13 protein-coding genes and 1 pseudogene are annotated in these 14,605 nt (G+C 67.9%); 11 read left to right on the top strand and 3 right to left on the bottom strand.

Going from position 1 to position 14,605, the window contains the following annotated elements; translation table 11 throughout:
• Positions 1-13: 13 nt before the first annotated feature.
• Positions 14-1,103 (bottom strand): annotated as a pseudogene (locus tag ACT3S3_RS12335) (type I restriction enzyme HsdR N-terminal domain-containing protein).
• Positions 1,104-1,420: 317 nt separating this feature from the next.
• Between ACT3S3_RS12335 and ACT3S3_RS12330 the strand changes: the two are divergent.
• Both ACT3S3_RS12330 and ACT3S3_RS12325 read left to right on the top strand, forming a co-directional pair.
• Positions 1,421-2,917, top strand: a complete 1,497-nt coding sequence (locus tag ACT3S3_RS12330; RefSeq protein ID WP_301443649.1) for an anion permease — start codon at positions 1,421-1,423, stop codon at positions 2,915-2,917.
• A 6-nt stretch (positions 2,918-2,923) separates the two neighbouring features.
• Positions 2,924-3,913 carry a LacI family DNA-binding transcriptional regulator gene (locus ACT3S3_RS12325; protein ID WP_444626841.1) on the top strand — a complete coding sequence of 330 codons (990 nt, stop codon included), beginning with the start codon at positions 2,924-2,926 and terminating at the stop codon, positions 3,911-3,913.
• 21 nt (positions 3,914-3,934) lie between these two features.
• On the opposite strand, the gene ACT3S3_RS12320 is transcribed toward ACT3S3_RS12325, so the two are convergent.
• Complete coding sequence (locus tag ACT3S3_RS12320) at positions 3,935-4,573, bottom strand: DUF4352 domain-containing protein (RefSeq protein ID WP_301443647.1); 639 nt, start codon at positions 4,571-4,573, stop codon at positions 3,935-3,937.
• A gap of 392 nt (positions 4,574-4,965) precedes the next feature.
• Between ACT3S3_RS12320 and lepB the strand changes: the two genes are divergently transcribed.
• The 7 genes from lepB to ACT3S3_RS12285 all read left to right on the top strand — a co-directional run bounded on the left by lepB (position 4,966) and on the right by ACT3S3_RS12285 (position 11,435).
• The gene (lepB, locus tag ACT3S3_RS12315; protein ID WP_301444092.1) at positions 4,966-5,856 is read left to right on the top strand and encodes a signal peptidase I; all 891 of its coding nucleotides are present in this window, start codon (positions 4,966-4,968) and stop codon (positions 5,854-5,856) included.
• A 20-nt stretch (positions 5,857-5,876) separates the two neighbouring features.
• On the top strand, positions 5,877-6,539 hold the full coding sequence (locus ACT3S3_RS12310) for a ribonuclease HII (protein WP_301444093.1): 663 nt from the start codon (positions 5,877-5,879) through the stop codon (positions 6,537-6,539).
• The gene (locus ACT3S3_RS12305) at positions 6,536-6,841 is read left to right on the top strand and encodes a DUF2469 domain-containing protein (protein WP_038548047.1); all 306 of its coding nucleotides are present in this window, start codon (positions 6,536-6,538) and stop codon (positions 6,839-6,841) included. The genes ACT3S3_RS12310 and ACT3S3_RS12305 overlap by 4 nt, the downstream gene beginning before the upstream one ends.
• Positions 6,842-6,965: 124 nt before the next feature.
• On the top strand, positions 6,966-7,400 hold the full coding sequence (locus tag ACT3S3_RS12300; RefSeq protein ID WP_301444091.1) for a YraN family protein: 435 nt from the start codon (positions 6,966-6,968) through the stop codon (positions 7,398-7,400).
• Complete coding sequence (locus tag ACT3S3_RS12295; RefSeq protein WP_444626840.1) at positions 7,394-9,046, top strand: YifB family Mg chelatase-like AAA ATPase; 1,653 nt, start codon at positions 7,394-7,396, stop codon at positions 9,044-9,046. Before ACT3S3_RS12300 ends, ACT3S3_RS12295 begins: the two co-directional genes overlap by 7 nt.
• A gap of 65 nt (positions 9,047-9,111) precedes the next feature.
• Positions 9,112-10,437, top strand: coding sequence for a DNA-processing protein DprA (gene dprA / locus ACT3S3_RS12290; protein WP_301443767.1), 1,326 nt, complete (start codon positions 9,112-9,114; stop codon positions 10,435-10,437).
• An 11-nt stretch (positions 10,438-10,448) separates the two neighbouring features.
• Complete coding sequence (locus ACT3S3_RS12285) at positions 10,449-11,435, top strand: tyrosine recombinase XerC (RefSeq protein ID WP_301443768.1); 987 nt, start codon at positions 10,449-10,451, stop codon at positions 11,433-11,435.
• 16 nt (positions 11,436-11,451) lie between these two features.
• Here ACT3S3_RS12285 and ACT3S3_RS12280 read toward each other — a convergent pair whose 3' ends face one another.
• On the bottom strand, positions 11,452-12,069 hold the full coding sequence (locus ACT3S3_RS12280; protein WP_301443769.1) for a M23 family metallopeptidase: 618 nt from the start codon (positions 12,067-12,069) through the stop codon (positions 11,452-11,454).
• Positions 12,070-12,617: 548 nt separating this feature from the next.
• Here ACT3S3_RS12280 and rpsB point away from each other — a divergent pair.
• Together rpsB and tsf are read left to right on the top strand one after the other, a co-directional pair.
• On the top strand, positions 12,618-13,472 hold the full coding sequence (gene rpsB, locus ACT3S3_RS12275; protein ID WP_444614763.1) for a 30S ribosomal protein S2: 855 nt from the start codon (positions 12,618-12,620) through the stop codon (positions 13,470-13,472).
• 69 nt (positions 13,473-13,541) lie between these two features.
• Positions 13,542-14,360 (top strand): translation elongation factor Ts, encoded by an 819-nt coding sequence (gene tsf, locus ACT3S3_RS12270; RefSeq protein WP_444626838.1) that lies wholly within the window; start codon positions 13,542-13,544, stop codon positions 14,358-14,360.
• Positions 14,361-14,605: the final 245 nt, after the last annotated feature.

Raw genomic sequence — 14,605 nt, 5'->3', positions numbered from 1 at the left:
CGTCTCCTTCCGGTCAGCTGGCGATCAGCGATCGGACCCGGGCACGGAGGTGATCTGCATGCTCGTAGATTCCGTCGATGGAGTTCAGGTCGTGCGGGGTCTCTGCCTTGTTCTCGTCGAACAGGACGATCCGGGGGACCTTCCTGTCAAAGAGGAGGCGGGCGATGGGCTTACAGGTTGTTGTCCTGGAAGAGGATCGCGCAGTAGGACTTGGCGTCGCGCATGGTGATGTCGGTGGCCGAGACATCGGAGCAGCAGATGGCGCGGATGATGCTGTGGGCGTGGCGTTCTTCTTCGGTGGTGACGATGCCGTCCTCCGAGACGGGTTCAGGTTCCGGCTGGTCTTCCGGTCCTTCCACGGGCACGGCGACCGCTGAACGGGGATCCTCGAAGTCCTGGGCGGATCGTAGCCGTCGGTTGGTTTCATCGCGAAGGTACTGGCCCGCGGCCGTCGCCGCGAGACGGGTGAAGAGATCCAGGTTCGCTGCGGTCATGCGGCGCGAGGTGACTCGGGCGGCGAGAATCTTCACCCAGTCCGTCGACGGTTCCCTGAGTTCTGCGGCGATGGTCTTGCGCAGTTCGGAGACGTACTTGAGTTCCTCGGCGCTTGCGGCGATCGTCTCAGAGTCGAACTGGGTCTTGGTGCACATCTCGAGGTGGGGGAAGATTCTCGCGTCGACCGACGAGAGGTCGAGGGTCATGAACGGTTTCTCGTCCATGCGGTTCACCGCGTCGAGCTGGGCGTAGAACTGGTAGACCTCACCGTTGGTGAGGATGGCGAACTCGGTGTCGGTGACGTTGAAGTACCGGACGAGCTGTGTGGCATGGCTGAGGTCGAGTGGCTCACCGATCTTCTTGCATTCGATGAGGAACCGGAAGTCGTCGCCTGACTTGATCGCGAAGTCGACCTTCTCGCCCTTCTTCTTGCCGATGTCGGCGGTGTACTCCGGGATGACCTCGCGGGGGTCGGTGACGTCGTATCCGAGGACATTGCTGATGAAGGGGATGATGAACGCGGTCTTCGTCGCCTCTTCGGTCTCGATGATGGGCTTGAGCTCGCGGACCTTTGTCGCGAGTGCGCTGATCGCCTGGTCGATGGCCATGGTTGACTCTCTTCTTCGTGAGTGGATGCGTGGGGTGGTGGAGAGTCCCTCCCTGAGCGTGGAGACTTGAGAAGATAGTACACAGATAAAAAGAAGATTGAGCGAGTATTGGACTGAGTTCCCCTCCGCGCTCACCCCCGGGGTAATGCAGGTCACTATACGAAGAGCAACGTCTAAAAATCACACGCCCATGTCTTGCCCGCGCACGGACCGGATGGATACGATTCCATTAACGCGTTGGAATCGAATCCACACACCGGTGGACAACGAGGACAGCGGGACCATCCGAACCGCATCGCACAAAGGATTTCTGCGACATGTCAACCACGACAGCAGCAGCAACACAGGAACACCCACGGGTCGACGCCCCGCCGGCGTCCCACTGGAAGTCGATCCTCATCGGCTTCGGGATCCCGATCCTGATCACGGCCATCTTCTGGTTCAGCCCCCACCCGGCTGAGCTCACCGACGAGGCCTGGCGCATGTTCGGCCTCTTCGTCGCCACGATCGTCTGCATCATCATGGCGCCGATGCCGATGGGTGCCGTCACCCTCATCGGCATGGTCGCCGCCGTCCTGCTCGGATTGGTGCCCCTGGCGCCGAACAGCGACGACCCGTCCGCGCCCTTCGCCCTGGTGGGCTTCAGCAACGCCACGATCTGGCTGATCGTCATGGCGTTCCTGCTGTCGCGCGGGTTCATCAAGACCGGGTTCGGACGTCGTATCGCCCTGTTCTTCGTCTCGAAGTTCGGCGGGCGCATGCTCGGTGTCGGCTACGGCCTCAGCCTCGCCGACCTGGTGATGTCCCCGGCCATCCCGTCTGCCACGGCCCGTGGCGGCGGAATCATGGCCCCGATCATGACCTCGGTGGCCAAGACCTACGACTCCGAGCCCGGCCCCACGGCCCGGCGTGCAGGTTCCTTCCTGTCCCTGGTCTCCTCGAACGCGAACTCGATCACCTGCGCCATGTTCCTCACGGCCATGGCCGGTAACCCCCTGATCGCCTCGCTCGCGGCACAGCAGGGCGTGGAGATCTCCTGGGCGACCTGGGCGCTTGGCGCGATCGTCCCGGGCATCACGGCCCTGATCGTGATCCCGCTGGTGATCTACGTGGTCTACCCGCCGGAGCTGAAGAAGACCCCGAAGGTCAAGGAGATGGCGCGCAACGAGCTCGACGCCCTCGGCCCGATGTCCTACGGCGAGAAGGTGCTGGCCGGTACGTTCCTCGTCCTGCTGCTGCTGTGGACGGTCGGCGACCTGGTGCTCGGCATCTCCGCTACGACCACTGCCTTCCTCGGCGTGATCATCCTCATGATCTTCCAGGTTCTGACCTGGGAGGACATCATCCGCGAGAAGGCCGCGTGGGACACGATGACCTGGTTCGCCGTGCTCTACATGATGGCGACGACCCTGTCGGCCTACGGCTTCATCGACTGGATCTCCGACCTCATCGCCGGTTCCCTCGGCTCGATGGGCTGGCTGCCGGCCCTGGTCCTGCTCATCGTGATCTACTTCTTCGCCCACTACTTCTTCGCCTCGGCGACGGCGCACATCTCCGCGATGTACATCGCCTTCCTGGGGGCGGCGCTGTCCCTCGGCGCCCCGCCGCTGCTGGCCGCGCTGATCCTGGGCTACTGCTCGAACCTGTTCCAGTCGCTGACGCACTACGCGGGCGGAGCCTCCCCGACGTTCTTCGGCACGAAGTACAACACGGTCGCCCAGTGGTGGCGTGTCGGCCTGATCGCCGGTGTGGTCTCCCTGGCCATCTGGATCGTGGTCGGTGGCGCCTGGATGAACCTCGTCGGGATCTGGTGATCTGTCATGACGTCGCAGACACCACGTCCGTCCCTGAAGGCCGTCGCCGAGCGCGCCGGCGTGGGTTACGGCACCGCCTCGCGCAGCCTGTCGGATGAGGGGTCGGTCGCCCCGGAGACCCGCCAGCGGGTGCAGGCCGCCGCAGAAGAGCTGGGCTACGTGCCCAACATGCTGGGGCGCGCGTTGCGCCGCCAGCGCACCACCTTCGTCGGCCTCGTTCTTCCTGACCTGGGCAACGAGTACTACACCGAGGCACTGGACACCATCCACGACGCCCTTGCGGACGCCGGCTACCAGATGATCACCGTCGCCGACGCCACCGCCGCCGGGCAGGACGCCCTGGTGACGTCCCTGGAACAGCAGCAGGTCGCGGGCATCATCCAGGTTCCCGTGGTCGGTGCGTCCGCCACGACGGACCTGCCGTTGGTGCAGTTCAACCGGTCCGGGCTGGGCGAGGGGGTGCCGTGCGTGCTCTGTGACGACGAGGACGGTTTCCGGCGCCTCGCCGAGCTCGTCGTGGCCCGCGGCTACCGCGACATCGCGGTGCTGTTCGGCGACCCGGCGATGTCGACGACACGGGCACGCGCCGCCGGGGTACTGCAGGCGGTGGACGGCACGGACGCGCGCGTGCGCTACTTCTCCGGTGCCTACACCGCCGAGTCGGGACGTCTCATGATGCAGGACCTCCTCGACCGGGCGGACGGCAACCCGCCGCCGGACGCGATGATCGTGGCGTCCCCCCGGCTGATGGCCGGCGTCGCCCAGGTGCTGGGGGAGCGCGGGCTCAGCATCCCCGGCGACGTCGCCGTCGCTGCCTTCGACGACCCGGAGTGGTACCGGCTGCTCGGTGCCGGGATCACCACCTTCGATGCGCCGCAGCGTGAGATGGGACGCATCGCGGTGTCGATGCTCCTGGAGATGATCGAGTCGGGCGAGATGCCGGCCGACCCGGTGCAGGTGGTCACCGGCACGGTGGTCGAGCGGGGCTCGCTGTAGCTCAGGGCCCCGGTATCTCGTCTAGAGGGTGGTGGTCCACTCCGCCTCGGCGGAGTTCATGAAGGACATGGCCTCCTCGAAGTTCAGGCGGTAGTCGCCGGGCTCGCCGGTCCCGTCGAAGCAGACGACGCCGGCGTAGCTGCCGCCGGGGCCGACCTCGACCGAGTCGTAGTCCGCCTCGGTGGAGAAGGTCTGGCTCTGGGTCACACCGTTGGGGTCGGTCAGCTTCCAGTCCATCGCCCCGTTCAGGCTCACCGAGTCATCGCCGGTGACCTGGAAGTTGACGTCGACGCACAGGTACTGGCTGCCCAGTGCATCGGTGGTCGCGCGCAGGTTGCTGGCGGTGATGTCCGCCTTGTCGGTGCTGACGGTGTCGCCGACCTGGGCGGGGCCGGCCTCCCCGTCAGCGTCCCCGCTGTCGTCGGTGCCCTCGTCGTTACCCTCGCCGTTGCCCTGGGCGTCCTGGCTCGTGGACGAGTCGTTGGAGTCGCTGGAGGCGTCGTCGTCGCCTCCGCTGAGCGCATTGGCCAGCACGATGACCACCACGATGATCACCAGGATGATGAACCACGCCCGCTTGTAGAAGGGTTTCTTCTCGGGGGTCGGCTGCTGGAAGGGCTGCTGTTGGGGGTGCTGGGCGTACTGGTTCTGGTCGGTCATAATGCTTGGTCCTCTCGAGAAGGTGACTCACCCGTGTGTGGGCGAGGTCGTCAATGCGCCGGTCTCGCGATCCGGCCGTCGGTCACGGTCGGGGATGACCCCGGTCCGATATTAAGAATATGTGATGTCTCTACTTATCTTGGAACGATGGGTAAACACAGTTAAGTAAAGTGCCTACAGTTCGGGATACTTCAGCATCCCGTGCGGGGGATGTGGTGGGGCTGACCTCGTCGCCGACGTTCGTGGGGCGATTCTCGGCGCGGTGCGGCTCCGCCGAACCCGATACGCCCGGGGGTAGTTGGGGAGGGGGAGGCGGCGCGTAGCGCTCGACCCGGAGGCCGGCCCGATCGGTGGGGAGGGGTTGGGCACTGTAACTGGTAACGTCTGTTGCCGTGACTGATCCGAACACCCCTGACGACGCCGACGGACTCGAGACCCCGGACGCCGCACGGCCCCCGGAGTCCGACGACACCTGGGGGAACCGTCCGGACGAACGGGACGAGCAGGACGAGCAGGAGCGTCCCCTCACGGAGCGCGAGAAGGTCGCGGCACGCCGTGAGGAGTCCGAGCGGAAGAAGAAGCGGACCTATCCCTGGTGGGTGGAGTTCCCGATCATCCTCGTCGTCGCCCTGGTGCTGCTGGCGCTGTTCAACTCCTTCGTGGGGCGTCCGTACCTGATCCCCTCGGAGTCGATGGAGCCCACGCTGCACGGTTGTGAGGACTGCGTGGGCGACCGCATATTCGTCAACAAGTTGTCCTACAGTTTCGGCGGTGAGCCGACGCCGGGCGACGTGGTGGTGTTCAACGGGCCGGAGTCCTGGAACGACCAGTACGTCTCCCAGCGCTCCGACAACAGCGTGGTCAGTGGCGTGCAGACCGCGCTGTCGTACATCGGCATCCTCGCCCCGGACGAGAACGCCCTGGTCAAGCGTGTCATCGCCACCGGTGGCCAGACGGTGCAGTGCCAGGCCGGCGACCCCGGCGTGATGGTCGACGGCAAGAAGGTCGACGACTCCTACACCCGCTCGCCGATGACCTACAAGGTTGACCCGATGACCGGGTCGGACGCCTGCCAGGGTGCCTACTTCGGCCCGGTGACCGTGCCCGAGGGCAACCTGTGGGTGATGGGCGACAACCGGACGAACTCCGGTGACTCCCGATTCCACATCGGCGACGAACTCCAGGGCACCGTGCCGGTCGACGACGTCGTCGGCAAGGTCACGGCGAAGATCTGGCCCCTGGACCGCATCGGCGGCGTCGACGCGCCGGACATCCAGCAGTAACCGTGTCCGCGGTACGAACCATGCCGGACGGCCGGACGTTGGAGTGGGCCGTGCACAAGGCCGGCCTGGGGCCGGTCGCCGGCGTGGACGAGGCAGGACGCGGCGCGTGCTGCGGGCCGGTCACCGTCGCCGCCTGCGTCCTGCCGCCGGGGCCCCTCCCGGAACTGGAGGGGCTGACCGACTCCAAGAAGCTGACGGCGAAGAAACGCGACCTCTACTTCGACATCGTGCGCGAGGTCGCCGAGGACTGGGCGGTTGTGCATGTCCCGGCGTCCTACGTGGACACCTGGGGCATCCAGCACGCGAACCTGGGTGGGATGCGTCGGGCGGTGGCGTGTCTGGAGGTGCGCCCCGGCTACATCCTCACCGACGCGATGAAGGTCAACGGCTTCCCGCGGCCGCACCTGCCGGTGGTCAAGGGGGACCTGATCGCCCGGTGCATCTCGGCGGCGAGTGTGCTGGCGAAGGTCTCGCGCGACCGGCTGATGGTCGAGATGGACGCCGAGTTCCCCGGCTACGGGCTGGCCGGCCACAAGGGTTACGGCACCGCGTCTCACATGGCCTCGGTGAGTCTGCTCGGCGGGACCCCCGAGCACCGTTACACTTATTCGAATGTGGCCGCCGCACATCGGCGGTGGCAGGCAGGACCGCCGATCGACAAGGGAGATGACCAGCAACCGTGAGCGCCGAGGAGCTTGAGGACTACGAGGCCAACGTGGAGCTGTCCATGTACCGCGAGTACCGGGACGTGGTCAGCCAGTTCAGCTACGTGGTGGAGACCGAACGACGTTTCTACCTGGCCAACGCCGTGGAGTTGTTGCCGCGCAACGCCAACGGTGAGGTCTACTACGAGGTACGGATGTCGGACGCCTGGGTGTGGGACATGTACCGCCCCGCCCGTTTCGTGCGCTACGTGCGGGTGATCACGTACAAGGACGTGAACATCGAGGAGCTCGACAAGCCTGACCTGCGCATGCCCGACTAGTTCTGCTGGCAGTCTGGGGCGGGGAGGACGTGTCCTCCACAGGGGTCGGGTTGTCCACAGGTTCCTGCGACGATGCCCCGTGCGGGCCCGGCGCGGTCTGTGCGGCCTGCCAGAGTGCTGGGGTATGTCGGACGAGACGAAGCCACAGAGACAAGGCAAGCAGCAGGGCGGGCCCGCAGGTCGCAGCGGCCGGGCGGGACGCAACCTGCGCGAGGTCGGTGCGGCGGGGGAGGACGTTGCCGCCGCCTACTTCCTGGAGCGCGGCTACCGGCTGCTGGGACGCAACTTCTTCACCGCCCGTGGGGAGGTGGACATCATCCTCGCGGGCCCGGATTCGGGTGACGGCTCGGAGATCGTCTTCGTCGAGGTCAAGTGGCGTCTGGACGGACGCTACGGCACCGGTGCCGAGGCGGTGACCCCGGCCAAGCTCACCGCGATGCGCCACGCCGGGGCGGAGTGGCTGCGTCGTCATCCCGAGCACCGTGCCCGGCATGTGCGCTTCGACGTGCTGGACATCACCGCCGGCGAGATCACCCACTACGAGGGCGTGGGATGGTGATCACGTTCAGCGACCGCTCACCGGTGCGCGTGGGCCAGGCGCAGGGCATCGCCCTCAACGGTGTCACCGGAACCCCGGTGACCGTGGAGTGTGACATCAGCCCCGGGCTGCCGGGGATGAGCATCGTGGGCCTGGGCGACACTGCGGTGGTCCAGGCGCGTGACCGGGTGCGTTCGGCGATGATCAACAGTGGCCTGGACTGGCCGAAGAGCCGGGTGGTGATGAGCCTGTCCCCGGCCTCGGTGCCTAAACGTGGGGCGGGTTTCGACCTGCTGATGGTGTTGGCGATCCTGGATGCCCAGGGCGCGGTGCCGTCACAGGAGCTGCGCTCCACGGTGGTGGTGGGTGAGCTGGGGCTGGACGGTTCGGTCCGTCCGGTGGACGGGGTGCTGCCGATGCTCGTCGCCGCCGAGGGGGCGGGTTTCCGCCGCGCGGCGGTACCGGTCGGCAACGCCGCCGAGGCCGCCCGCGCTGCCCAGGCCACCGGCCTGGACGTGGTCGGTCTGGCCCACCTGGGTGAGCTGCTGCCGTGGATACGCGGCGGGCCCGCCCACGACCTGGCGTCCTGCCTCTCGGACAACGCCGGCGGACCGGTGGTTCCCGGTGCCGGTCAGGGTTCGGAGGCGGCGGGCGGGGCCGACCTGGCCGACGTGTGCGGGCAGGACGAGGCCCGACGGGGATTGGAGATCGCCGCGGCGGGCGGCCACCACCTGTGGCTCGCCGGGCCGCCGGGGACGGGAAAGTCGATGCTGGCCGAGCGGCTGCCCGGCATCCTGCCTCCGCTGGCTCAGTCCGAGCAGCTGGAGACCGCCGCGGTGCATTCGGTCGCCGGGGCCCGTCAGCGCCTCGAGCAGGTGTGGCTCGGGCAGCGTCCTTTCGTGGCCCCGCACCATTCGGTGACGCGTGCGGCGTTGGCCGGTGGTGGTGCCGGGCGGATCCGTCCCGGGGCGGTGAGCATCGCACACAACGGGGTGCTGTTCATCGACGAGGCGCCGGAGGTGTCCGCCGGGACGCTGGAGTTGCTGCGCACCCCGATGGAGACCGGGCACATCGACATCGTGCGTCACCACGGTACGGTGCGTTTCCCGTCGCGTTTCCAGCTGGTGCTGGCGTCGAACCCGTGCCCGTGCGGGGCGGCCGAGCCGGTGGACTGCCGGTGCCGCGGTGGTGTGCGTGACCGCTACCTGCAACGTCTGTCGGGGCCGTTGCTGGACCGGGTGGACCTGGCGGTGCGGACCCGCGCCGGGCAGGGGGAGTCGCTGATCGGCTCAGGCGCGGGAACAGCGGGCACTCAGCTCCCGGAGTCCAGCGCGCAGGTGCGCGAGCGGGTGGTCGAGGCGCGCGACCGGGCGGTGCACCGTTGGCGGACGTGGCGGTCGAATGCCGCCGCACCGGGTCCGGCGTTGCGGCGTCACCACTCCGCGGACGACGCGGGCATGGTGATGCTGCAGGAGAAGCTGCGTACCGGCGTGGTCTCCCAGCGTGGGGTGGACCGTACGTTGCGGGTGGCCTGGACGATGACGGACCTGGCCGGTGGTGGCCGGCCCGGGATGGGCGAGGTCATGGACGCGCTCGAGCTGTTCACCGGTTGCGTGGACATCGCCGGGGACGGCGGCAGCGGGGGCGGGAACTGGAGCAAGGGATGAGCGGTGGGACTGAGATGACGGAAACGACGGGCATGAGGGACATGACGGGAACGAGGGGGACTGGCATGAGCGGAGCAGGACGTACGGGGAGTACGGCCGAGGACCACGGCAGCGTACGGATGCGGGCGTGGATGTACCTGCGGCGGGTGGTGGAGGCCTCCCAGATGGAACTGCTGGAACTGTTGTGGCCGGACGGCGTCGACGACGGCGCGGCGGCCAGCGTCGACACCGGTGCGCCGGCGGACGTGGAGCGGGCGGCCGGCATGATCCGGCGTCGTGACTCGGCGTTGCCGGAGGCGCTGCTGCAGAGCACCCGGCGCAGGGCGGACGTGGACGAGTCGCTCGACCTGTCCTTCGCCCGTGAGCAGGGCTGGCGGCTGATCACCCCGGACTCACCAGAGTGGCCCGCGGAACGTTTCGCCAGCTCATTCATGAACATCGGCCCAGACACCGTCGTCGACGGTATCCGTGGGCAGGCGACCCAGCCCTTCGCGCTGTGGGCCACCGGCACCGCCCGGCTGGACGAGGCGGTGGAGCGCAGCGTGGCGATGGTGGGGACGCGGTCGTCGACGGCCTACGGCAACCGCACCACCCACGCCATGGCCAGTGAACTGGCCAACGCCGGGTACACGGTGGTCTCCGGTGGGGCGTTGGGGATCGACACCGCCGCGCACTCCGGGGCGCTCAGTGCCGCAGGACGGACCGTGGTCGTCACCGCGACCGGCCCCGGCGAGGTGTACCCACGCACGAACGAGGGACTGTTCCACGCGGCGACCCGACGAGGCCTCGTGGTCTCTGAGTACCCGCCGCACCAGCGTGCCGCCCGCCACCGCTTCCTCACCCGCAACCGGCTGGTCGCCGCGATGTCGCAGGGCACCGTCCTGTTGGCCGCCGGCTACCGTTCCGGGGCGGTGAACACGGCGAACTGGGCGGACAGCATGTACCGGCCGGTGATGGTGCTGCCCGGCCCGGTGGACTCCGCCGACTACATCGGCTGCCACAAGCGCATCCGCGACGGCGCGGGCATCCTGATCACCCGGGCGGCGGACGTGCGCGAGGTGGTGGAACCGGTGGGCAGCGTGGACACCGAACTGCAGCTCGCCCTCGAGTTCGGGGCCAGCCCGGTCCAGCGGCTCAGTGCGGAGCAGCTGCGGGTGTACGACTCCTGCGGGGTCGCCTCCGACGGCCTCGGCGACACCGAGCACATCAGCGCCGAGACGTCGATGCCGATGGCGGCGGTGGTGCGCACCATCACCGAGCTGGAGAGGATGAGCCTCGTGGTGCGTTCAGGCAACCGGTGGATCAAGACGGTCGACGAGAGCCCTGTGAAGAAGAACGCGGTGCAGGAGAACAAGGTGGACGAGACTCACCATGGGAGCGCGCCGGGCTAGGATCGTGAACCATGAGCAGTGACGGTCACATCCACGGTGTCGGCGGGACCCCGGGCCCCGTGGAGGAGGCCATCGGGGGGTACCTGGAGTACCTGGAGCTGGTGAAGGGGCGTTCGCCGAACACGGTGCGTGCCTACGGCCGGGACCTCTACTCGGCGTGCGAGGGGCTCGGGAGCGTCGAGGAGTTCACCCTGGAACGTGGCCGCGACGTCCTGGACTGGGCTTTGGAGGCCGGGGCTTCGCGGGCGACGGTGGCCCGGCTGGTCTCCGCCATGCGTGGTTTCGGCGGGTGGCTCAGCCACACCGGCCGGCTGCCCGGGAACCCGGTCTCGGCCCTGCAGGCCCCGCCGCCGCAACGCCATCTGCCGCGGGTGCTGTCCAACGACCAGGCCGGCACACTGCTCGAACGGGCCCAGCGACTGGCACAGGGACAGATTCAAGACGGCACGCAGGACGCCCCCGACGCGCACGCCCACGCCCTGAGGGTGCGTGACTGGGCGATGCTCGAACTTCTCTACGCCAGCGGCATCCGCGTCGCCGAGCTCTGCGGGGCCGACCTCGCCGACCTCGGCGACCGTGATCTGCGTGTCACCGGCAAGGGAGCTAAGACCCGTGTGGTGCCCTTCGGCACCGCGGCACGCACGGCGTTGGACGCCTGGCTGGAGGTGCGCGGGGACCTCGCCGCCCGACGTGGGCCGAAGCGTCCGGCGACCTCGGCGCTGTTCCTCGGCAGCCGTGGTGGACGCATCGACCAGCGTCGTGTGCGCGAGGTCGTCCACGCCGCGGCCGAGGCCGCCGGCACGCCCGGGGTCACCCCGCACGGACTGCGCCACTCCAGCGCCACCGCAGTGCTCGAGGGAGGCGCGGACCTGAGGGTCGTCCAGGAGTTTCTCGGACACGCCTCGATGCAGACCACGCAGATCTACACCCACGTCGGCACCGAGCGGCTGCGTCAGGTGTACCGGCAGGCACATCCACGCTCCGGCTACAACGACTGAGTCGGCCGGGCCGGGGTCAGGACCACAGCCGGACGTGGACCACACCCAGCAGGCTCATCGGGTCGATGTAGCGCACGGCGGAACCTCCGTCAGGCGCCTCCACCCGCGCGCCCCAGGACAGTCCCTCCCCGCGTCGGGCGGTGGAGGGCAGGGACGCGGCGTCCGCCAGCACCCCGATGCGTTGGCCGGCGTGCACGGTGTCGCCGGTGGAGACCGAGGCGATGACCGGCTCGTAGGTGGTGCGCAGTCCGTCCCCGTGGTCCACGGAGACCAGCGGGGTCCCGGCGACGACGCCGGCGAAGTGCACGGTCCCCGCGCTACTCGCCGACACCACGTCCCCCGGGGCGGCCGCCAGGTCCACCCCGCGGTGACCCGGCAACCAGTTCTGCTCCGGGATGTCGGCGCCACGCAGCACGGCCCCGGGCACCGGACGCCGGTGCGTCCCCACGCGGTCGGCATCGCCCGTGCCTGCAACGCCCGCAGCGCCCGCAGCGTCCTGCACGTACTGCAGCCCCTGCACCTGTGCCTGTCCCTGCCCCGGTGGCTGGGCGGCACTCACGCCCGTGGCCAGCACCGCCGCGATGAGAGTGGCTGCGATCGTCCGGTACGGCCCCCGCCGTGATGTCCCCGTCATGGGCGCTGATGTTACCGGTGGGAGAGGTGTGAAAAGCCGGGTCGAACCGGAAATGTGGACAACTCCGGTACCGCGGGTGACCGGCGGCGGAGCCGGTGCACAGGGCGGGCACGTGGAGTTGTGGGAAGCTCAGGTTCAGGGTAGATTCATCAACTGCAGTATGCCCGCCAGTCTGGTGCGGCGCTCAGCTGGTGGTCTTCCACCGGTTGCCGAATGCGGTCCCCGCGACGGCCACAGTCACACGCGATCTGTGGTGGGAGCGGCGGGAGCGGTCCGATCAGCACCTGGTCGGGTGGGTGTGCTGACATCGCGTAGGTATCGCGTGATCCGAACATTGTGGCCCGTCCGCCAACGGTCCCCGCTGACTCAAGCGGGGTTATCTGGGCGGGGACAACCCGGGGATGCCTGCCAGGACGACCGGTGAATCGACGGAGAAACCCCGTCGGCAAGTCGGCCGTACAAGAACCGTCAACCTGAACTTTTGAAAGCGAGGAAGGGGAGCGGCAGTCAGGGAAAAGTCCCTGACCAGCGAACTCCCCTGAAATATCATGGCTGTTGTCACCATGCGCGAACTGCTGGACGCCGGCGTCCACTTCGGTCACCAGACCCGTCGTTGGAACCCGAAGATGAAGCGTTTCATCTTCACCGACCGTAACGGCATCTACATCATCGACCTGCAGCAGACTCTGACCTTCATCGACGAGGCCTACGAGTTCGTCAAGGAGACCGTTGCCCACGGCGGCAACGTCCTCTACGTCGGCACCAAGAAGCAGGCCCAGGAGGCCATCGCCTCCGAGGCCGAGCGCGTCGGCATGCCCTACGTCAACCACCGTTGGCTCGGCGGCATGCTCACGAACTTCCAGACCGTCGCCAAGCGTCTGCACCGTCTCAAGGAGCTCCAGGCAATGGAGGCTGCCGAGGACGGCTACAAGGGCCGCACCAAGAAGGAGGTGCTGATGCTGACCCGCGAGCGGAACAAGCTCGAGCGCGTCCTGGGCGGCATCTCCGACATGTCCAAGATCCCCTCCGCACTGTGGATCGTGGACACCAACAAGGAGCACATCGCCGTCTCCGAGGCGAAGAAGCTCAACATCCCGGTCGTCGCCATCCTCGACACCAACTGTGACCCGGACGACGTCAACTTCCCGATCCCGGGCAACGACGACGCCATCCGCGCCACCACGGTGCTGACCTCCGTGATCTCCTCCGCCGTCGAGGCAGGACGCACGGCCCGCGCCGAGCGCCAGGCCGCCGCCGCCAAGGAGTCCGCAGGCGACGCCGAGAAGGCCCCCGCCGAGAAGGCTGAGAAGACCGAGAAGACCGAACAGTCCGAGGCTCCGGAGGCCGCAGAGGCTCCCGAGGCCGCTGCCGCGGAGACCCCCGCAGCCGAGTCTGCAGAGTAGTTCTCACCGGAGAAATTCTCTCTACGTCTGTACTTTTCACTTCCACCATCTGAAGGAGGATCGCCTCACATGGCGAACTACACCGCTGCTGAAGTCAAGAAGCTCCGCGAGCTCACCGGCTCCGGCATGATGGCCTGCAAGAAGGCCCTCGAGGAGTCCGAAGGCAACTTCGACAAGGCAGTCGAGATCCTGCGCATCAAGGGCGCCAAGGACGTGGGCAAGCGCGCCGAGCGCACCGCGGCCGAGGGCCTGATCGCAGTGTCCGGCAACACCATGGTCGAGATCAACTCCGAGACCGACTTCGTCGCGAAGAACTGCGAGTTCATCGAGATCTCCAACCGCATCGCCGAGGCCGCTGCCGCAGCCAAGGCGAACAGCCCGGAGACCCTGGCCGAGGTCGACGTCGACGGCAAGTCCGCCGACACCGTGATCAAGGAGCTCTCCGCCAAGATCGGCGAGAAGCTCGAGCTGCGTCGCGCCGTCACCATCGAGGGCGACAAGGTCGCAGTCTACCTGCACCACCGTTCGTCCGACCTGCCCCCGGCAGTCGGCGTGCTCGTCGCCTACACCGGTGACGACGAGGGTGCGGCCAAGGCCGCCGCCATGCAGGTCGCCGCGCTGAAGGCCACCTACCTCTCCAGCGACGACGTCCCGGAGGAGACCGTCGCCAAGGAGCGCGAGATCGCCGAGGCGACCGCACGCGAGGAAGGCAAGCCGGAGAAGGCCCTGCCGAACATCATCGAGGGTCGCCTCAAGGGCTACTTCAAGGATGCCTGCCTGCTGGACCAGCCGTCCGTCACCGAGTCCAAGAAGACCGTCAAGCAGGTCATGGACGAGGCCGGCGTCACGCTGACCGGTTTCGTGCGCTTCGAGGTCGGCCAGGGCTAGTACCCCCGGTCACCCGCTTGCGCAGCGCGAGCTGCCGCAGGACTGCAGCACCACCTGAACCCGCCGCCCCCGGCTCTGCCCGGGGACGGCGGGTTCGGTGCTGTCGGTGCTGTGGGGGACCGGCCGGCACGCTAGGATGATCAATCGGACACACACGCACCAACACCCCCAAGGAGATCCCACGGTGGCCGAGAGCACTGCAAGCACAGCGAACCCCGCAAGCGACACGAACACCCCGTCCGGTT

The sequence above is a fragment of the Corynebacterium sp. AOP40-4SA-5 genome, assembly GCF_052377355.1.
GTDB lineage: Bacteria > Actinomycetota > Actinomycetes > Mycobacteriales > Mycobacteriaceae > Corynebacterium.
Note: the sequence above shows the minus strand (reverse complement) of the source record. Positions and strands in the feature narration are given on the sequence as shown.